The 20,075-nt window shown below is 60.3% G+C and carries 15 protein-coding genes; 9 read left to right on the top strand and 6 right to left on the bottom strand.

Annotation, left to right across the window (positions count from 1 at the left end; translation table 11 throughout):
- Window positions 1–35: 35 nt before the first annotated feature.
- The 5 genes from ABFK29_RS03235 to ABFK29_RS03215 form a co-directional block, all read right to left on the bottom strand.
- Window positions 36–1,004: a carbon-nitrogen hydrolase family protein gene (locus tag ABFK29_RS03235; protein WP_005854586.1), complete on the bottom strand. Its 969-nt coding sequence runs from the start codon at window positions 1,002–1,004 to the stop codon at window positions 36–38.
- An 89-nt stretch (window positions 1,005–1,093) separates the two neighbouring features.
- Window positions 1,094–1,519 carry a universal stress protein gene (locus ABFK29_RS03230; RefSeq protein WP_005854585.1) on the bottom strand — a complete coding sequence of 142 codons (426 nt, stop codon included), beginning with the start codon at window positions 1,517–1,519 and terminating at the stop codon, window positions 1,094–1,096.
- Between the two features lie 12 nt (window positions 1,520–1,531).
- Entirely contained in the window at window positions 1,532–4,297 is a 2,766-nt protein-coding gene (locus ABFK29_RS03225; protein ID WP_005854584.1) for a TRAP transporter permease, read from the bottom strand.
- A gap of 109 nt (window positions 4,298–4,406) precedes the next feature.
- Entirely contained in the window at window positions 4,407–5,372 is a 966-nt protein-coding gene (locus ABFK29_RS03220; RefSeq protein ID WP_415857456.1) for a TAXI family TRAP transporter solute-binding subunit, read from the bottom strand.
- A gap of 146 nt (window positions 5,373–5,518) precedes the next feature.
- The gene (locus tag ABFK29_RS03215; RefSeq protein ID WP_005854582.1) at window positions 5,519–6,043 is read right to left on the bottom strand and encodes a cupin domain-containing protein; all 525 of its coding nucleotides are present in this window, start codon (window positions 6,041–6,043) and stop codon (window positions 5,519–5,521) included.
- Between the two features lie 245 nt (window positions 6,044–6,288).
- Here ABFK29_RS03215 and gabT point away from each other — a divergent pair, with 245 nt between their 5' ends.
- The gene (gene gabT, locus ABFK29_RS03210; protein WP_005854581.1) at window positions 6,289–7,719 is read left to right on the top strand and encodes a 4-aminobutyrate--2-oxoglutarate transaminase; all 1,431 of its coding nucleotides are present in this window, start codon (window positions 6,289–6,291) and stop codon (window positions 7,717–7,719) included.
- A gap of 126 nt (window positions 7,720–7,845) precedes the next feature.
- Window positions 7,846–9,165: an aspartate aminotransferase family protein gene (locus ABFK29_RS03205; RefSeq protein WP_005854580.1), complete on the top strand. Its 1,320-nt coding sequence runs from the start codon at window positions 7,846–7,848 to the stop codon at window positions 9,163–9,165.
- Between the two features lie 397 nt (window positions 9,166–9,562).
- On the opposite strand, the gene ABFK29_RS03200 is transcribed toward ABFK29_RS03205, so the two are convergent.
- Window positions 9,563–11,002, bottom strand: a complete 1,440-nt coding sequence (locus ABFK29_RS03200; protein WP_040603973.1) for a DUF6880 family protein — start codon at window positions 11,000–11,002, stop codon at window positions 9,563–9,565.
- Window positions 11,003–11,222: 220 nt separating this feature from the next.
- Here ABFK29_RS03200 and ABFK29_RS03195 point away from each other — a divergent pair, with 220 nt between their 5' ends.
- The 7 genes from ABFK29_RS03195 (at window position 11,223) to ABFK29_RS03165 (ending at window position 20,061) form a co-directional block, all read left to right on the top strand.
- Complete coding sequence (locus tag ABFK29_RS03195) at window positions 11,223–12,377, top strand: tyrosine-type recombinase/integrase (RefSeq protein WP_005854576.1); 1,155 nt, start codon at window positions 11,223–11,225, stop codon at window positions 12,375–12,377.
- 335 nt (window positions 12,378–12,712) lie between these two features.
- On the top strand, window positions 12,713–13,723 hold the full coding sequence (locus tag ABFK29_RS03190; protein ID WP_005854574.1) for a ParB N-terminal domain-containing protein: 1,011 nt from the start codon (window positions 12,713–12,715) through the stop codon (window positions 13,721–13,723).
- A gap of 83 nt (window positions 13,724–13,806) precedes the next feature.
- Complete coding sequence (locus ABFK29_RS03185) at window positions 13,807–14,130, top strand: hypothetical protein (protein ID WP_157136372.1); 324 nt, start codon at window positions 13,807–13,809, stop codon at window positions 14,128–14,130.
- A gap of 23 nt (window positions 14,131–14,153) precedes the next feature.
- On the top strand, window positions 14,154–15,611 hold the full coding sequence (locus ABFK29_RS03180; RefSeq protein ID WP_347100039.1) for a DEAD/DEAH box helicase: 1,458 nt from the start codon (window positions 14,154–14,156) through the stop codon (window positions 15,609–15,611).
- Window positions 15,608–16,609 (top strand): ParB N-terminal domain-containing protein, encoded by a 1,002-nt coding sequence (locus ABFK29_RS03175; RefSeq protein ID WP_005854568.1) that lies wholly within the window; start codon window positions 15,608–15,610, stop codon window positions 16,607–16,609. Before ABFK29_RS03180 ends, ABFK29_RS03175 begins: the two co-directional genes overlap by 4 nt.
- 254 nt (window positions 16,610–16,863) lie before the next feature.
- Window positions 16,864–18,492, top strand: a complete 1,629-nt coding sequence (locus ABFK29_RS03170) for a hypothetical protein (protein ID WP_005854566.1) — start codon at window positions 16,864–16,866, stop codon at window positions 18,490–18,492.
- 21 nt (window positions 18,493–18,513) lie between these two features.
- A complete protein-coding gene (locus tag ABFK29_RS03165; RefSeq protein WP_005854564.1) occupies window positions 18,514–20,061 on the top strand; it encodes an ATP-binding protein in 1,548 nt (515 codons plus the stop codon).
- Window positions 20,062–20,075: the final 14 nt, after the last annotated feature.

The following is a 20,075-nucleotide window of genomic DNA, read 5'->3' as shown; positions in this document are numbered from 1 at the left end:
TCTTACGCGTCCGCTTCTTCCATGGCGCCTCCGGATCACTCCGATCCGGTCTTGCCGTGGAAAACCGAGATATTCTGAGGTGGGGCGTCGGGGTGCTCGGAATATCCGAGCGCCGTCCGAGGATCCGATGTCCTCAGCCCGCGCGTGGCCCCCTGTCGCGGCATTTCCAATGGTCCAAGCGTGTTGAGATAGGCATCGGCACCACTTGCGCGGTTGTATACCGTGAAGTCGGCCTCGCGATCGCGGAAGCTCTTCAGCACCTGCCCCAGACCTTTCAGACCAGTCTCGCGCTGGCGGCGGACCTGCTCCAGGTCGACCTCGATCGGGAACATGTCCTCCTGCCCGGCCGACTGGTGCAGCACGGTGGCCGAAGGATCGACAACAAGCGAACGCCCGACCCCGCCTGCCGCCAGACCGTTCACGTCGAAGACGTAGCACTGGAACTGCGCAGCGGTCGCACGGGCGATGGCCAGTTCCGCGTCGCGATCCGTGGTGCCGGTCAGGACCGGGTGCAGCAGGACCTCCACGCCCTGGCTGGTCAGCTGGCGCGTGGTTTCCGGGAACCAGATGTCATAGCAGATCGACAGGCCGAAGCGGCCCACTTCGGGCACATCGAAAACGCAGAAGTTGGTCCCGGCAGAGATGCCCGCCTCATAGGGGCGGAAAGGGAACATCTTCGAGTACTTAGCCACGATGTCGCCATCGGGGTTGATGACCACAGAGGTGTTGAAAATGCGCCCGTCTTCGGTGCGCTCGAACATGGAGCCGGGGATCAGCCAGATCCCGTAGCGGCGGGCATCGTCCTGAAACTGTTGCAGGGCGTCGTTCGGGAAAGGCAGGGCAAAACGATCCAGGGGACCGTAGGGCGCCAGCTCGGAAAACAGGACCATCTGCGTCCAGGGAAAGCGGGCCATCAGGACTTCGATCCTGTGGCGCATGCCTTCTACGTTGGAATGCAGGGCCGCAACGTGCATCTGCACGCCCGCGATGGCGAAGGGTGTCATAAACGGACAGTCTCCAGTTGGTGTGGCCGACCGCCCCCAAAAGGGGCGGACTGGCCAGTTGTGTATGGCGCCGCGATGCGCCGTTGGGTTCAGCGCACCACCAGCACCGGTTGCTTTGCGTGACGCACCACCTTGTCGGCGTTTGAACTCACAAGGAAGGTCATCAGCTCTTCCGGCGGATGGGAGGCCATGACAATCAGGTCCGCCCCAAGGTCGTTGGCCGCAGACAAGATGTGTTCAGGGATATGTCCGTGACCGACATGGGCCAAGGCTTTGCTCCCTTCCGTCAACTTGCTGGCGATGAAGGCGTCGAGATCGGACTTCATCTTCTGCAAGGCCTTGGTTTCGAAGTCCGCTGGCAGGAAGGCAGCGATCGAGGCGGCGCCGATGTCGTGGACGATGCCGAGAAGGTGGATCGTACCCGTTTCACCGCTCAGCTTCTGCGCCATCGGCAGGGCCTTTTCCCAGGAAGACGGGTGGTTCAGATCAATCGGCAAGAGGATGTTGTCGAACATGTCCAGTCTCCTTCAGGCGTGGGCCACTTGCGGCTGGGGGCGGCGGCGACGCTGCAACCAGACCACAAGTGCCAGGATAAGCAGCGCCGGCAGGTACATCAGGTACTTGGACGGCTGCGCCTGTGGCGCGAGCACCTCGACGATTTCCTGATCCCAGTCGAGACCGACCTTCTGTGCGGGGCTGTCGAAAGCGACGTTGTCGATGATGACACTGCCATCGCGGTCGATGGTCTCGATCCCCGTGGCCATCAGCCTGTCGGCACCGGTCTCGCCCTCGGGCACCGTCAGAGGGGCGGTGAAGGTCACCGGATCACCCACGGCGTTCAGACCGTCCACGGTCAGCCTGATCTCGGTTCCCGGCTGCGCATCGCCAAGCGCCTGCTCGAACCGTGCCGGTTCGACCTGGGCAAAGGGCGGAGCCACCATATCCATCCAGAACCCGGGACGGAAGAAGGTGAAGGCGATGAGCAGAAGCAGCACCGACTCCCAGATCTTGTTCCGCGCCAGGAACCAACCCTGCGTGGCTGCGGCGAACAGCAGCATGGCGATGGTCGCCGTGATGAACACGAATATCCCGTGTATCCAGTCCACGTCGATCAGCAGCAGGTCGGTGTTGAAGATGAACAGGAACGGCAGCGCCGCGGTCCTGAGCGAGTAGAAGAACGCCACCACGCCTGTCCGGATCGGGTCGCCGCCCGACACAGCCGCCGCCGCGAAGGACGCGAGCCCCACTGGAGGCGTCACGTCGGCCATGATCCCGAAGTAGAAGACGAAGAGGTGCACGGCTATCAGCGGCACGATCAGGCCGTTCTGCTGGCCGAGGGTGACGATAACCGGCGCCAGCAGAGCCGACACGACGATGTAGTTCGCCGTGGTGGGCAGGCCCATCCCGAGGATCAGAGAAAGGATCGCGGTCAGGAACAGGATGGCCAGGATGTTCCCGCCCGACAGGACCTCGACCACGTCGGCCAGTGCCGAACCCACGCCGGTCTGGCTGACGGCCCCCACGATGATACCGGCCGTCGCCGTGGCGATTCCGATGCCGATCATGTTGCGGGCGCCCGCTTCCAGCCCCTCGATCAGTTCACGGAAGCCGTTGCGCATCGCGCCGCCCAGATCGCCTTCGCCGCGGAAGATCGCTTCTAGCGGACGTTGAGTGACAAGGATGAACACCATGAAGGCCGCTGCCCAGAAGGCAGACAGGCCCGGCGACAAGCGGTCCACCATCAGTGCCCAGACAAGGACGACGACCGGCAGCAGGAAGTGCAGACCGGCCCGGATTGTCGGACCGGGCACCGGCAGCTTCGTGACCGGCGCGTTGGGATCTTCCATCTTCAGCCGGTTTTCGCGGCAAGCCACACGCAGAAGGCCCACGTAGACCGCGACCAGCAGGGCGAAGACGATGTACCCCGCATAGGCACCGAACGCAGGACGAATCCAGCCCATGCCGTAGTAGACGGCGAAGCTGAGCGCACAGATCACGGCGATGGTGAACGCGAGGCTCATAAGCCACGCGACGAGCGGCTTGGGTTCGACCACGCGGGGCAGACCCTGCATGTTCGCCTTCATCGCCTCGAGGTGCACAATATAGACCAGCGCGATGTAAGAGATGACGGCGGGCACGAAGGCGTGCTTGACCACATCGAAATAGGGGATACCGACGTATTCGACCATCAGGAAGGCAGCGGCCCCCATGACCGGGGGCATGATCTGTCCGTTGACCGAGGACGCCACCTCGACCGCCCCGGCTTTCTCGGACGAAAAGCCCACGCGCTTCATAAGCGGGATGGTGAAAGTGCCGGTTGTCACCACGTTGGCGATGGAAGAGCCGGAAATCAGGCCGGTCATGGCAGAGGAGACGACGGCCGCCTTGGCCGGTCCGCCCCGCATGTGCCCCATGAGAGAGAAGGCCACCTGGATGAAGTAGTTTCCCGCGCCTGCCTTATCCAGCAACGACCCGAACAGCACGAACAGGAACACGAAGGAAGTGGAGACCCCCAGCGCGATGCCGAACACGCCTTCGGTTGTGATCCACTGGTGGTTCACGACCTCCGAAAGGTTGTTGCCCTTGTGTGCGATGATGCTGGGCATGATCGGCCCGAGGAACGTGTAGACGAGGAACACGGTCGCCACGATCATCAGGGCCGGGCCGAGCGCGCGACGCGTCGCTTCGAGAAGAATCATGATGCCGATGACCGCGACGACGAAATCCGGCGTGATCGGCGCGCCGACCCGTTGGGCAATCGCGTCATAGGCAAAGTAGAGATACAGCGACGAGCAGGCGCCAAGCACGGCGAGCACCCATTCCCATGGCGGCACGCGGTCCTTGGGGGATCCCAGCAGCACGGCGGCGATCATGCCGATGCCAACGAGCGGGATCCACCAGATCGCCGTGTCGTCCTTTGCGCCGTACATGAAGAGGAATGTCAAAATCGCCGGAACACCGACGCCGAGAATAAGCTGTACGGTCGAGCGGGCTGCCGGATAGGCGAGAAAGGCAAGGAACAACGCAAAGGCAAGGTGGAACGACCGCGCTTCGGTGTCATTGAAAACGCCGAACCTCAGCATGAAGGGCAGCGGGCTGGCAATCCAGAGCTGGAAAAGAGACCAGACGATGGCCGTCCAGGTGATCAACTTGCTGATCGCAGGCGAAGGCGACCTGCCGCCCGTGTCCGAGGAGGCGACCAGCTCGTCGATTTCCGCCTGGCTCAGTCCACTCTTCCCGGCGGCTGCGTTTTCCACGGCGGCCGCTTCGAATTGGTTGTCTCTGTCAGTCATATCCGTCCCCCGGTTGCCGCTGTTTTTTCAGCGCCGGCCCATCATGCGTGGGCTCGGGGCACCCCCGCGTTTTGCGGAGGTGCCGGTCTTTTGACTCAGGTTCTTGGGATCACTCGATCCAGCCGCGCTCGCGGTAGTATTTCTCTGCGCCCGGGTGCAGCGGTGCGCTGAGACCGGCAGAGATCATCTCTTCTTCTTTCAGGTTGGCGAAGGCCGGGTGCAGGCCCTTGAAGCGGTCGAAGTTGTCGAAGACCGCTTTGACGACTTCGTACACCACATCGTCCGGAACGTCGGACGACGTCACAAAGGTCGCCTTCACGCCGAAGGTCTCCACGTCATCGGGGTTGCCGGCGTACATGCCGCCCGGGATCACGGCCTTGGCGTAGTAGGGGTTTTCCGAAACCAGCGTGTCGATGGCCTCACCGGTCACCGGCAGCAGTTTCGCGTCGACCGTGGAGGTCGCTTCCTGGATCGAACCGTTCGGGTGGCCGACGGTGTAGATGATCGCATCCACCTTGTTGTCGCCCAGTGCAGCCGACTGCTCAGCCGGCTTCAGTTCTGAGGCGAGTGCGAAGTCCGCATCGGACTTGCCCATCGCGTTCAGCACGACGTCCATGGTGGCCCGCTGGCCCGAACCCGGGTTGCCCACGTTCACGCGCTTGCCGAACAGGTCGTCGAAGCTGGTCGCGCCGCTGTCGGCACGTGCCACGACGGTGAAGGGCTCGCTGTGAACGGAAAAGACGGCGCGTTCCTTGTCGAACTGCTTGCCCTCGAATTCGGACGTACCGTTGTAGGCGTGGTACTGCCAGTCGGACTGGGCCACGCCCATGTCCATGTCGCCTGCGGCAATCGCGTTGATGTTCGCGATGGAACCGCCGGTCGACGGCGCGGTGCACTTGATGCCGGTTTCAGCCGTGTTCCGGTTGACCAGTCGACAGATGGATTGCCCCACCACATAGTACACGCCTGTCTGGCCGCCGGTGCCGATGGTGATGAAACGGTCTTCGGCGGTCGCGACGGTGCCGATCATGGCAATGGCCGCGCCCAAAGTGGCGATTCTGAATGATTTCATCATGTTCTCCCTGTTTCTTGGACCGCTTGCTATTCTTGCATGCGGCCCCGTTGGTACGGAAAAGGCTAGCAGCCTTTCACAGCTTGACAAGCCAAAGTCCAAACCGACCCGCTTGACGCACGTCGCGACACGGTGTTGCGCCGGGGTTATCAAAACGTTGGCGGTGTGCAGGCACTGATGACCACGCATGGGGCATCGCTGATATTGCGGAACCGGTGCGGGAGCTGGCTGCTGAACAGATAACCGTCTCCCGGATTGAGCACCCGTATCTGGTCGGCGACCGTCACTTCGATCAACCCGGACACGACGATGCCCGCCTCTTCTCCTTCGTGCCGCAGCAGCTCCGGACCAGTGTCCGAGCCGGCGGGATATGTTTCGTGCAGGACCTGAAGCGAGTGCCGCGAGGCGTCGCCAAGTTGCCGCAAGGACACACGGGCAGCGCCGACGCCCAGCCCGATATCCTGCGGGGAAAGTTCGATGTATTCGTCCGGCGCGTAGAAGTACTTCGGCGTCTTGCGCTGTTCGACAACCGAGAAGAACTCGGACAGGTTCATCGGTATGGCGTCGAGCAGCCGCTTGAGAGAAGCGACGGAGGGGCTGGACTTGTTCTGTTCGATCAGGGAAATCGCGCTGCTGGTCAGTCCGGCACGACCGGCCAGGTCACGCTGGGACATTCCGCGCGATTCGCGCACTTCCCGAAGCCTTCCGCCAATGTCCAAGCGATGAATCTCCTTTGTCGTCTTGTCAATTTTATTAAGCGACGGGATTTTCAGACGGTCAACTGAATTCTTGAAGCAAGCGAATTCAGATAGTTGCAGGCGTCGCTCCGCTCAAGAAGGTGGCGGCCGCCAAATCGGTTGACAAATAAAGTGGCCAAGCATCAAGTATATTGATTGCATCGAGCGCAGGGAGACCCGCCATGACCACTGCAACTGAACCGCGCAAAGGCCGCTCCCGCAGCGCGCCCAAATCGTCGGCCACAACCGCAAAAAAGCGTCCCGTGACGGAGAAGGTCAAGTCGGCACCTTCGGTCACGAGCCGGACGTCATCCGCATCAAACGCAGCCCTGCTCGCCCGTCGCGAAGCCGCCGTCGCGCGCGGCGTGGCCTCTGCCGCTCCGGTCTTTGCCGACCGTGCCGAGAATGCAGAGCTCTGGGATGTCGAAGGCAACCGGTTCATCGACTTCGCCGGCGGCATCGCCGTGCTGAACACCGGGCACCGTCATCCCGACGTGATCGCCGCTGCCAAGGCTCAGGAAGACCGGTTTACCCACACGTCGTTCCAGGTTGTTCCCTACGAACCCTATGTCGCTCTGGCCGAGAAACTGAACGCACTGGCACCCGGCGACTTTCCGAAGAAGTCGTTGCTCGTCACCACCGGTGCCGAGGCCGTTGAGAACGCGGTCAAGATCGCCCGTGCCGCCACGGGACGCCCGGGCGTGATCGCCTTCACTGCCGGGTATCATGGTCGCACGCTGTTGACCCTTGGCCTGACTGGCAAGGTTTCGCCCTACAAGCGTGATGTCGGGCCTTTCCCGACCGATCTCTACCGCGTTCCGTTCCCGAGCCAGCGTGACGGTATCACTGTCGCCGATTCGATCCGCGCGCTCGAAACGCTCTTCCTTACCGATGCGCAGCCCGACCGGGTGGCCGCAATCATTCTTGAACCGGTGCTTGGCGAAGGCGGCTACCATCCTGTACCCGCCGAGCTGTTCCAAGCCCTGCGGGCAATCTGCGACCGTGAGGGCATCCTGCTGATCTCCGACGAGATCCAGGCCGGCTTCGGCCGCACCGGAACGTGGTTCGCGGTGGAACACTCCGGCGTGGCACCCGACCTGATCACCGTCGCCAAAAGCATGGCTGGCGGATATCCGATCGCCGGTGTCGTGGGCCGCGCCGACGTGATGGACGCCATGGCCCCGGGCGGTCTGGGCGGCACCTACGGGGGCAATCCGGTCGCCTGTGCTGCCGCGCTTGCCGCCATCGAGGCCATCGAGTCCGAAGGGCTTCTTGCCCGGTCGACCTCGATGGGAGAGGCCATGCGTGCGCGGTTCGCGGACATGGGTGCACGCGTTGCACCTTACCGGATGTGGGACATTCGCGGCATCGGCGCGATGCTGGCGGTCGAGTTCGTCACCGATTTCGAAACGGCCACCCCGGACGCGGCTTTGACCAAGGCAGTCGTGGCCCATGCCCTGAAGCGAGGGCTGATCCTTCTGGCCTGTGGCATGCACGGCAATGCCGTCCGCATCATGGTGCCACTGACCGCGTCGGATGCGATCATCGACGAAGGCATGGCGATCTTCGAGGCGGCGCTTGCCGCCGCCATGGCCGATCAAGCGGCCTCCTGATTGGCGGCCTGAACAACCTGAGACTGACAAGCCGGAGCAGCACAGCTCCGGCTTGATTGTTTGGGCCTTCGCAGGTCACGCTGAAGTTGGCCGTTTGCACGTCGTCCAGCCACACGGGAGCCTGTCATGTCTCACATTTTTCCACGCCATACCCGGCAAAGCCCCCCTGTCGCCGTCAAGGGCGATGGCTGCTACCTGATCGATGCCAGCGGAATACGGTATCTGGATGGATCGGGCGGCGCCGCTGTGTCCTGCCTCGGCCATAGCGACAGGACCGTCACAGATGCCATCAAGGCGCAAGTCGACGAGCTGGCCTTTGCCCACACCGGTTTTTTTACGTCAGCCCCCGCCGAAGCGCTCGCCGATCTGTTGATCGCCCACGCGCCCGAAGGTATCGACCGCGTCTATCTCGTATCCGGCGGGTCCGAGGCCACCGAGGCAGCAATCAAATTGGCACGCCAATACTGGGTGGAGAAAGGCGAACCGCAGCGCAGCAAGCTGATCGCCCGCAAGCAAAGCTATCACGGCAACACCATCGGGGCGCTCAGTGCTGGCGGCAACGCGTGGCGAAGGGCTCAGTTCGGCCCCTTGTTGCTGGACGTCAGCCACATAGACCCCTGCTATGAATACCGCTACCGGCATGACGGAGAAAGCTTGGAGGCCTACGGCCTGCGTGCGGCGCAGGCCCTCGAAGATGAGATACTGAGACTTGGCCCCGACACGGTCATGGCCTTCATGGCCGAACCCGTGGTTGGCGCGACAGCAGGGGCTCTGCCTCCTGCTCCGGGTTACTTCAAACGCATCCGCGACATCTGTGACCGCTATGGGGTGTTGCTGATTCTGGATGAGGTGATGTGCGGAATGGGCCGCACGGGATCTTTGTTTGCCTGCGAGCAGGACGGAATTGCGCCGGACATCCTGTGTATCGCAAAGGGACTGGGGGCCGGGTATCAACCCATTGGCGCGATGCTGTGCTCTGCCGAAATATATGGCGCTATCGAAGCAGGATCGGGTTTCTTTCAACACGGGCACACCTACATCGGCCACCCTACGGCCGCTGCCGCCGGACACGCGGTGCTGACGGCCCTGGTGGAGCGTGACCTCGTATCACGCGTGAAGGACCAGGGGCGGAAGTTGGAGGAGTGTCTGTTCGAACGTTTCGGCCAGCACCCAAACGTCGGAGACCTGCGCGGTCGCGGTCTTTTCCGGGGGATCGAACTGGTCGAGGACAGGAGCACAAAAGCCCCGTTCGACCCGGCGAAAGGTCTGGCTGGCAAGATCAAGAAGGCCGCGTTCGAAGCGGGACTTATCTGCTACCCGATGTCCGGAACGATTGACGGACGGCACGGCGACCACATCCTTCTGGCCCCTCCGTTCATCATCGAAGACGACCAACTGACGGAGTTGACGGACAAGCTGGCAGAGGCGGTCGACGCGGTGATTTGATGACGGATTGGATATATGAATGTTCGTTCCTTCGCGTGCCTTAATGCATATGACGACCAGACCAACCGTCAAACCACTGGAATCGTTGCGACCACCAATCTGCGCGAAACCTCGAACGACAAAAACCTTCCAAGGGGAGGTTTTTATTCAGTATATTTAGGGAAATTTGGTTGCGGGGGTAGGATTTGAACCTACGACCTTCAGGTTATGAATCGTGTCGAACGTATCATGAACAATCACTCGGAAGCGCGCGTTCTTTCGCAGTTTCCGACACTTGCCTATCCCGAGGGCGAGGCTCCGCTGCGCACGATCTGTCGGGATTGCGCAGCGTTTTTCGGCCTCGTGCTTCCATAATGCTTCCAACGGGCCGAGACCTGATTTTCCGGTAGCACGACCATCAGGCGGCGGTGAGCGACCAGAAGCCGAACTTCCTGCCATGCTCCTCCTTCAGCCGGGCGACATATGCGTCGTGCGTCTCGAACGCGCCGAAGTCCGGGATGTCCCGCGCGAGCCGAGCGCAGGAGACCACGTGCTCGGCGGCATAGCGATATCGCTTCGCACGGGATCTGGTGAGCGTGAAATCGATCATCGCGCGGAGCACCAGCGTCGCGGCCAGCGGATGACGCTCTGACAGGGCCTCCCCCGCGGGGGCGAGATACTCGTAGTGATCCCCGTCGATCTCGTCGTGCCGGGCCAGAAGGATCTCGGCGGCGCGATCCAGCGCCGGCCAGTCGAGGAAGAACTGCAGGGCGTGAAGAAGGCTCGGATAGGCCATGACTTGCGCCATCGCCCGCTCTTCGGCCTCAATGTCGTCGAAGTCGGGCAGCCGCTTGAGGTACGCCCGCAGGTAGCTGTCGGAGAGCGTGCGTTCGAAACAGTCCCACCGGAACGCCTGCGCCTCCTCGCCGCGACCCAGCACCTCCAGCGTCTGCAGGCGGATGTCCTGCCATGCCAGTGGAACCCGCAACCCGTCGCCGAGCTCCGCGCGCTCGAGAAACCCCAGCGCCTCACCCGCCCTGCCGGCCGCGAGCAGGCGCTGCGCGATCTCGGCCGCGATCTGCGGCACCTTGCGGGTCTTCGGATCGTACTGGGCGATGAAGCCGTCGACGTCTCCCTGCGCGTCGGCGATGTTCCTCAGCGCCATGGCGACCGTGCTGGTGCGCCCACGCGCCCGCATCTCGTGCTCATACGTGGTGCCGCCCGTGCCCCAGCCCACCGCTCTCCATTGGTCTTTCGGCGGCACCGGCACGGACGAACGACCGAGTTCTTCGGCCATCGATTTCAGGGTCGCCAGCCCCTCGGCGCCGAGCGCCGGAGCCATGATGCCGATCAGGCCGTCATACTGGCCATAGCCGTTGTCCTGCAGCGCATCGAGAACAGCGTCGGCGAGCGCCTTCGGGTCCGGCCGGACCTTCGCGGCGAGCCGGCCCAGATCGGCGCAGGCCTGGTGGAAGATTCCGATGACGGTGCCGCTGGAGTCGTCGCAGCGCTCGAACACCGGCCTGGCGAGCGCCATGAACCGCCACATGAGCGCCAGCGCCTCATCCAGATCGGCCGGCGCGATCTGCTCAACGATGGCGCGGCGCTGGGTTTCGAGATCCGTGACCAGCGCCTTGCGGTTCTTCCAGGTGATGAAGCTGCGCGCGCGAGCGATGCTGGTCAGGCGTTTGGTGATCTCCCACGCCACCTCCCTCGGGCTCTGGGCGCCGGCCAGCGCGAGCCGGAGCTTGCGCTTGGCCGCCGCGTTGCCGGTGCTGACCTCGATCAGCAATTGCGCCAGGCGCTCGGCGCCTAGCGCTTCGAGGTTCTTCGCATTCAGGGTGGTCTTGGAAGCCATCGGATCGCCAGTTTCTTTTTCACCGAGCCTATCAACGGTCCGCGGGCACCGGAACCTGCGTTCTGATTCGCTGGGCTCGTCGATTTCCCGCATCAGCGCGCCGAAACGCCTTGCGCGGAAACGCGAGGCATTTCCTTTTTCTTCGCAATTTCAATGTGTTCGTTGAATTCCGCCCACACTCCGGCACTGTGGAACGGCGAAAGAACCACCGAAGAGCGCCATGCCCAGGATCACCAAACGCCTCGTCGACACCGCGGAAGCCCGCTCCACCGAATACTTCGTCTGGGACAGCGAGATCCCTGGCTTCGGGCTACGGGTGCTGCCGAGCGGGCGCAAGGGCTACGTGGTCCAGTATCGCGCCGGACGCCGGTCCCGGCGGATCAGCCTCGGGCCCAGCACGGTGCTGACCTGCGAGCAGGCGCGCAACCGCGCCATCTCCATCTTCGCCGCCGCACGCAATGGCGAGGACCCCGCCGCTGAACGCGACGCTGGGCGCAAGGCGATCACGGTGAAGGAGCTGGCGGAGCGGTTCGACAAGGAGCACATCGCGATCCGCGTGAAGGCGAGCACGGCCAAGGAGTACCGCCGCAACCTCGAACGCTTCATCCTGCCCGCGCTCGGCCAGCTCACGGTCACGGGCATCACCCGGGCGGACGTGGCGAAGTTCCACCACGACCTCCGCCACATCCCCTATCAGGCGAACCGCCGCCTCGAAGTGGTCTCGAAGATGTTCGGCCTCGCCGAGATGTGGGGCCTGCGTCCGGACGGCACCAACCCGCGAAAGCACATCCGGAAGTATCCCGAGGAGAAGCGCGAACGCTTTCTCAGCGCGGCGGAACTGCGCCGGATCGGCGAGGTGCTGCGCGAGATGGAGGCGGAGGGGATCGAACTGCCATCGGCCATTCTCGCCGCCCGCCTGCTGATCCTGACCGGCTGTCGGCTGAACGAGATCATGACGCTGAAATGGGCCCACGTCGATCTGGCCGAGCGCGTTCTGCGCCTGCCAGATTCCAAGTCGGGCGCCAAGGTCGTCCATCTCGGACAGCCCGTCGTCGACCTGCTCCGCGACGCTCAGCACATCGACGAGAACCCGTGGGTCATCACCGGCATCCTACCGGGCAAGCGCCTGAGCGATCTCCAGCCCTTCTGGCAGCGCGTTCGCGCCCGCGCCGGGGTGAAGGACGTCCGCATCCATGACCTGCGGCACACCTTCGCGTCGACCGCCGTCGCCTCGGGTCAGGGCCTGCCCATGATCGGCAAGCTGCTCGGGCACACGCAGGTCCAGACCACGGCCCGCTACGCCCACCTCGCCGCCGAGCCGGTGCGGATGGCGGCCGATGCGGTCGCGCAGAACCTCAGGCAATCCTTGGGATAAAGTCGCGCTGACGCGCCCCTTTTCGATTGATCGCGCAGCATGCGCCAGTTGTTTGGCACATGCTAGGCATCGATCGACACTTGGTGGTCGAGACAGTTGGACAGCCGTCCGCTCACCACACTCCATACGCGCGTCATGCGACCCTCCGAAGCCATAGTGACTCTGGACAATGCCCGTCAGCTTGGGACGAAGACCGACCTTGTCGGCAACCCGCGAGGCGTGAGCCAGTCTCCGCCCAGTTGACCCGGACCGGCTGCTGTTGATTATGATGAAGTATAGCCGTTGTGGCCGTGAGCGCTTTGGCATGCCTAACCCGCCAGTGACGGAGGAAGACGATGACATCCGGCGAATTTCAGAACCTACCGATCGATCAAGTAAAGCTTGATACGACGAACCCAAGAATTCGCCGATTTCTTGAGATATTCGATGAGGGCGTGATCGGTGATCACCATATAGGCCTTGCTCTGAACGCGCCATCGAGTGATAGCCCAACAGCTCTGGCCGACACCACAACGCCCTCCAGGCTAAGAGAGTCCATCATTGCCAATCGCGGTATTCGCCAGCCGATCATTGTGGATAGGCGAGAAGACGGCTCGCTCGTCTGCATCGAGGGCAACACGCGGCTGTGGATTTATCGCGATCTCCACAAGAAGGGTGCTACCGGAGACTGGTCGAAGATACCCGCTCTGGTACACAACCGCCTAGAACCCGAAAGCATCGATGCCATTCGTCTTCAGGCTCATCTTGTCGGGCCGCGCCCGTGGGATGCCTACTCTAAAGCGCGATATCTGCACGAGCTACAGAACGTGGAGTTGATGCCTCTTGAGAGAATTGTCGCTCTATGCGGGGGCAATCAGAGGGACGTAACGCGCTCGATTCAGGCCTACGCCGACATGGAGGAGTTCTATCGCCCGTTGTGTGAAGCGGACGAGTTCGATCCGGAGCGATTTTCCGGTTTCGTCGAGTACCAGAGCCCTCGCGTTCAGGAGGCTATCCTCATGAACGGCTTTTCGGGCACGGACTTTGCTGAGTGGATTAAGGATCGCCGTATCAACACCTTGCAGGAGGTGAGGCAACTTCCTGCAGTGCTGAAGGACAAGAACGCAAAGGCCATCTTTCTCAAAGACGGAATGAAGATGGCGATCAGGGCGCTCGATCGCGAGACGGACAACGTCGAACTTCAGAAGGCATCCCTCGCACAACTGGCCGCTGCGATTGCCAGCAAAGCGTACTCGATGCCGGAAATTCAGTCGTTCAGGGAAGATGACGGAGCCACATTGAGGCACGTTGAAGCGGCGATAGATGCTCTGCAGACCCTGCAATCATTGATAGTTGATGCTGGCTGATGTCCGGTGAGTCCGACGAGCACGCTCTACTGGTCTCCAGGCTGACGGCATACGTCAGAAAGAAGCACGGTGGAGCCGGGAACTTGGCGTTATATCTGGATGATCAGAAGATGGGGCGCGAGCGCCCGCAGCGCATTGGCGGCCATTTACCCGACCTATACGCTCAGGATGTGCCCCGCACATTCGTCGTTATCGGAGAGGCCAAAACGCAGGCGGACCTGATATCACCTCGCTCCCATCGGCAACTTGCCTCTTTCGTGCGCTACCTTGCGTTTCATGAGGCAGCGTTCTTCTACTTGGCCGTTCCATTCATTGCCAGGCCCACCGCTACGAAGCTGGTGCGTGAACTTGAGGCCGCCTACGGAGCCGTAGGATCGCACATTCTGACGATTGATACAGGCTACTAGATATGCTGCGCCCGGACCCAAGATTGAACCTCACAGCCAGGTTTAAGGCGTTTCCTTACCAGCTTGATGCGGTCGAGGCCGTAAAGGGGTTGGAATACGCAGCCCTCTTTCACGAGCAAGGGCTCGGAAAGACTAAGATTGCAGTCGATCTTGCCTTGCATTGGCTGGCCGAGAGGACGGTCGATACGGTGATGATCATCACGAAGCGCGCGCTTGTAGAAAACTGGCGGCAAGAGCTGGCCAGTCACACGCACATAAAACCGGGAATCCTCAGCCAGGATCGTAAGCACAACTTCTTCGTTTTCAACTCTTCTGCCCGAATTGTGCTTGGACACTTCGAGGTTGTGCGCTCCGAACAGCCGCGCCTTGAAATGTTCTTGAAGACGCGCAGAGTAGGCGTGATCCTTGACGAAGCGCAGAAGATCAAGAACCCCTCAGCGGCGCTGACGCAGGCGTTTCATGAACTTCGGGAAGGCTTTGCGCGGCGGGTCATCATGACAGGAACGCCTGTGGCCAACCGGCCCGAGGATATCTGGTCACAAGTCTTCTTTCTCGATGGGGGCGAAGCGCTCGGCGAAGACTTCGAAGCATTCCGATCAGACCTGTCATTGGACAACGACCTTCACCATAGCCCAGAGCGCCAGAAGAAATTCGCGGATGCCCTCGCGTCTGTATTTGAGAAACTTCGGGCGTTTTCCATCCGCGAAACAAAAAAATCAACCGGTATCGAACTCCCTGACAAGGTGGTGCGCTCTGTTACCACCAACATGGCACCGCATCAGGCAAAGCTCTACGACACATATCGCGAGCAAGCACGCGCGGAAGTCATGCAGGGCGGGCAACTGGCCGAGGATGACGCTGAAGCCGTCCTAAAGCGTTTGCTTCGCTTGGTCCAGGTTACGTCCAATCCGGCGCTGGTGGATGAGAACTACAAGGAGGAGCCTGGCAAAGTCGCTGAGCTGAACCGTCTTGTGCGCGAGGCAACCGACGACGGTAGCAAGGTTATCGTTTGGACTTCGTTCGTGCGGAACGCCGAATGGCTGTGTCGCCGCTTGGCGGAGTACGGTGCGGTCAGAGTGCACGGTGAACTACCGATAGAGGTAAGAAACCGGGCCATCGAAGACTTCAAGAACCGCGAAGATATAAGCGTTCTTGTGGCGACACCGGGTGCCGCGAAGGAGGGATTGACACTGACCGTAGCCAACCATGCCATCTACTATGATAGGTCTTTCAGTCTGGATGACTATCTTCAGTCACAGGACAGAATTCACCGTATCTCGCAGAAGCGCGAGTGCTACATATGGAACCTCATCTGCGATGATACGATCGATTGCTGGGTGGACAGCCTGCTAAGTGCAAAGCGTCTGGCCGCACAACTGCTGCAGTCTGACGTATGCAAGGAAGACTATGAGAAGGCCGCCGACTATGATTTCGGTCGTGCAGTCGCTGAAATTTTGAACCCCGTTGCGGAGGCAGAATGAGTCCGGACGAAGATTACATCCTGATCCGGCAGAAGAAGATACCTGCGGTTACACGCGACATACCGCATGAAGACTTGAACTTCTGGCCTGACAACCCGAGAGTTTACTCCCTTCTAGACCGCAGCGAGGCTGAACCAGACCAGGATTCGATCTATCGTTCGATGCTGAAGCTGGAGCATGTCAGAGCGCTTAGGCATGATATTCTCGACAATGGCGGGCTCATCGACCCCATCATTGTTCGCGACTGTGACTTTGTCGTCATCGAAGGTAACAGCCGCCTTGCCGCCTACCGCTCCTTGGCGGCTGACAACCCCGCCAAGTGGAACCTGGTTCGTTGCCGCATTCTGCCTTCCGACATAAGCGACGCAGATGTCTACGCGATGCTCGGGCAGTACCACGTCAAAGGGAAGAAAGACTGGGCACCGTATGAGAAAGCCGGCTTCGTGTACCGTCGCCATGTCGATCAAAAAATAGACATTCCAGACTTAGCCCGCGAGCTTGGGGTTAGTCCGCAACATGTCAGACACCTGGTCAATGTCTTCCAGTTCATGAAGGACAACAAGGACGAAAGCCGGGAACGCTGGAGCCACTATGACGAGTTTTTGAAGTCTAGAAAAATTAAGAAGGCCCGCGATGAGATAGCGGACTTCGAGCAAAAGGTCGTAAGGCTTATCAAGTCTGGAAAAGTCCGCGCTGTAGACATTCGCGACCAGCTCCCGGTTATCTGTGAGACGCCCCAGATCCTAAAGAAATTTTCGAAGGGGGATGTGGATGTCGAGGAAGCCTACACCGACGCCAGGCATGCCGGCGGCGACAGCGTCGAACTCAGCAAGGTAAAGCGCTTCCGCTCTTGGATTTGCGAACCGGATGTGCTCGATGAGATTGTTGAGCATAATCCGGGAGTTCGTCAAAAAATAGAGTTTGAACTTAAGAAGATCGAATCCAGAATCGCAACAATACGAGAGCAGCTCGAGAAGGCGAAATCACCGTCGCAATAGGATCCGGTCAGGTCCACGTCACGGTGCCTGCATGCCTGCCGTTGGCCTACCCGCCCAGTTGGGCGCTACACCGCTTGCATTTTGTGCCAGCGATCTATGCACCTACACGATATAGTGCCCGGGCGATCAGGATTCGGTTGCGAACACCGTTCCGTCAGGTCCATACACAGACTGAGCTACGAAGTGACCACTGCTAGATCGACAAGCTGGCCTGCGGTAGGTAAGGTGGAACAGAACACGAATCGAGGCAGACCATGGCCAACAAGAACATCCTTCTTGTAGAACCGGGCTACAGGAACAAGTACCCGCCGCTGGGTCTGATGAAGATTGCCCAGTATCACGGCCCGAACGGCAAGCGGGACAATGTTCGGTTCGTGAAGGGCGAAGACCCCTCGGCCTATGAGACGGCCTGGGACCGCGTGTACATCACGACACTCTTTTCGTTCGAGTGGGAGCGCACTGCCCGCAGCATCGACTATGCCCTCGACCTCGTGGGCGGCCAGGCCCACCGCGTCTTCGTCGGCGGCATCGCGGCCTCGCTGATGCATGAGAACTTTGTCGACGAACCGCGCTGGCGTGGCGTGCGCTTCATCAAGGGTCTCCTGGGCGAGGCGCCGGCCGTCTCTCTCGGCCTCGACCCATTTGACGAAGAACTCTATGCCGATGACGTAAACGGAAAGCCCATCGAGGACCTAGTACCCGACTACAGCATCCTCGATCACATCGAGTACCAGTATCCTGTGAACGACGCATACTTCACTTATGCCTCACGAGGGTGCGTGCGAAAATGCGCATTCTGCGGCGTCCCGAAGCTCGAAGGTGGTCAGCGCGATACTAATTCGCTGAGCGAAGTCGTCCAAGGGGTGAGTAAGCTCTACGGCGAGAAACGTGACCTGATCCTGATGGACAACAACGTGGTCGCCTCGGCCAACTTTAAAGAAATCATCGCTGAAATTATCGATCTTGGATTTGAGCGAGGCGCCAAGCTCAAACGGGGACGGTACGAACTGCAGCGGCGCGTAGACTTCAACCAAGGCGTCGATGCGCGCATCCTGTGCAAGGACCCAATGTACTTGCAGCAGCTAGCACGGATTGCGCTCAAGCCGCTTCGCATCGCCTTCGACCATCTAGGTGTAAAGAAGCCTTACGCCCAAGCGATCCGCTATTCGGCGGATGCCGGACTGACAGAGCTTTCCAACTACATGCTCTATAATTTCAATGACAGCCCGGCTGATCTATTTGAGCGTATGCGGCTGAACGTGACACTCAATGAGGAACTCAACATACGCATCTTTTCTTTCCCGATGCGCTACCAACCGGTCACTCGGCCTGATCGCGGACATGTCGGAAAGAATTGGAATTCATATTACCTGCGCTCGATGCAGGTGATCTTGCAGGCAACGCACGGTATCGTCAGTGGTGCACCTGAATTCTTCCGGAAGGCGTTTGGCGACACCTATGACGAGTTCGAAAGCATTTTGCTTCGTCCGCATCACTACATCTTCAATCGTTACTGGTATGAACAGTACGACGGGCGGCCTGAGTTCGATGAATTCCAAGCGACGATGAGGGCGCTTTCGGACGATGAGCGCACCGAGCTTCTTGGCTTCCTGTGTACGCGCGATAAGAACGACTATGCGCGTGACCTGAACGAGCTTGCCGCCGGCAAGCTACGAGAAGCTGCCCGGTTCTTTGTACCCATGTCCAAAACAGATGAGGCGCGGATTTGGGAGGCTCAAAAGCGCCGGCGTGTTGAAGATATCAACGCCTATCTGGTTCCTGAGGATGAGCGAGTCGAAGATGCCGGCCTGACCGATGAAGATGTGCAGCCGACCACGAATACGAAGACACAGCTGAAAGACATCACGCAGGTTTACGCGTGAGAGAGAAACGGGAGCGGAGACATGGCTGAGGCGGCGCATATCGATGACGAAGGCTTTGACGATGCAGAAATCTTCGTCGGCAAGGACGTGTTGGAGCTTCTTAGCAGCTCCATGTATGTCAATCCGCTCTCCATCTTCCGCGAGTACATTCAGAACGCCACCGATGCCGTCGATGATGCGGTAGCTGCCGGACTTCTTGCTTCCAGTAACGACGGCCTTATCGAGATTAATCTCGATCACATCGACCGCCGAGTTGTGATCCGCGACAACGGCACGGGTTTGGCCAATCAGACCTTCGCCAGGCGAATGCTCTCCTTTGGCGCAAGTGATAAACGAGGCACGGACGCACGTGGGTTTCGAGGCGTCGGCCGCCTTTCTGCGCTCGGTTATGTTCAGCAGCTTGTGTTCCGCTCGCGCGCCAAGGGCGACACGAAGGTTCTCGAGGCCACGTGGGACGGACGCGTTGTTAAGCGCATGCTGGCATCCAATGATAGGGACTCCGACCTGCGCTCCATTGTTCGAGAGGCGGTGACGCTTAAGCGTCTGGAACCCGACGACTATCCAGCGCATTTCTTCGAGGTCGAGCTCATCAAACCGCGCCGTATCGCCAATGACAGACTGCTCAACGAGATTGAGATCGAGAGCTTCGTGAGCCAGGTTTGCCCCTGTCCGTTTTCGCCCGAATTCTCTTTCGGTGAGGAGATCGCTGATCTGCTCTCTCAGCATGGCCGCGCTGGCAAGGCGTACCGAATTCACATCAACGGATCAGAGGAGCCGGTCTACCGGCCCTATCGCGACCATGTCGAATACTCAGACACGAAGCGCGCTTCGCTGCGCAGCCTGAAGACCTTCAAGATTGAGAGCATCGATGGCGAGCCGGCCGCTGTGGGCTGGCTCATCCATCATGACTACCAGGGTGCGATTCCCGCGGCACAGGGAGTCCGGGGTTTGCGCGCTCGTGTTGGCAATATCCAAGTAGGCCATGATCGCCTGTTCCTAGAGATATTCCCTGAGGATCGCTTCTGTTCTTGGACCATTGGAGAGGTTCACGTACTAGATGGTCGTGTCGTGCCGAACGGCCGCCGCGACGAATTCGAGAGCAACGCACATCTCGACAATATTATCGCTCACCTAAGACCTGTTGGCGCAGAAGTGGCGCGCGAGTGCCGTGTCTCCTCACAAAAACGAAACCGCCTCAAGACATTCGAGCTCGCGGCCGACAAGGTCTACGAGAAACTTGATGTCCTTAAGCAAGGGGCGATTTCGGATCGGTTTGCCAAATCAATCAGAGCTGAGATCGGCACGCTTCTCTCCGAAATGAGAAAAGCTGTGGAGTTTGATCTTTTCGAGGATGTTGATCGTCGTGCAATGCGGTCACGCCTTACAACGATCGAGAAGGCAGTCGATGCCCATGCGAGGAAAGCAGAAGGCGACATTTTTGAGCACCTGCCTGAACGCAAAAGAGCCACCTACAAGGAAGTCTTTGATCTGATTTACGATTGTTCAGTCAACCAAGTGACAGCGAAGAGCCTCATCGATCGTATGCTTGACCGGCTATCAAGGTCCTAGGTTTTGGCTAGGTT

It is taken from the genome of Sagittula stellata E-37 (assembly GCF_039724765.1).
Lineage (GTDB): Bacteria > Pseudomonadota > Alphaproteobacteria > Rhodobacterales > Rhodobacteraceae > Sagittula > Sagittula stellata.
Note: the sequence above shows the minus strand (reverse complement) of the source record. Positions and strands in the feature narration are given on the sequence as shown.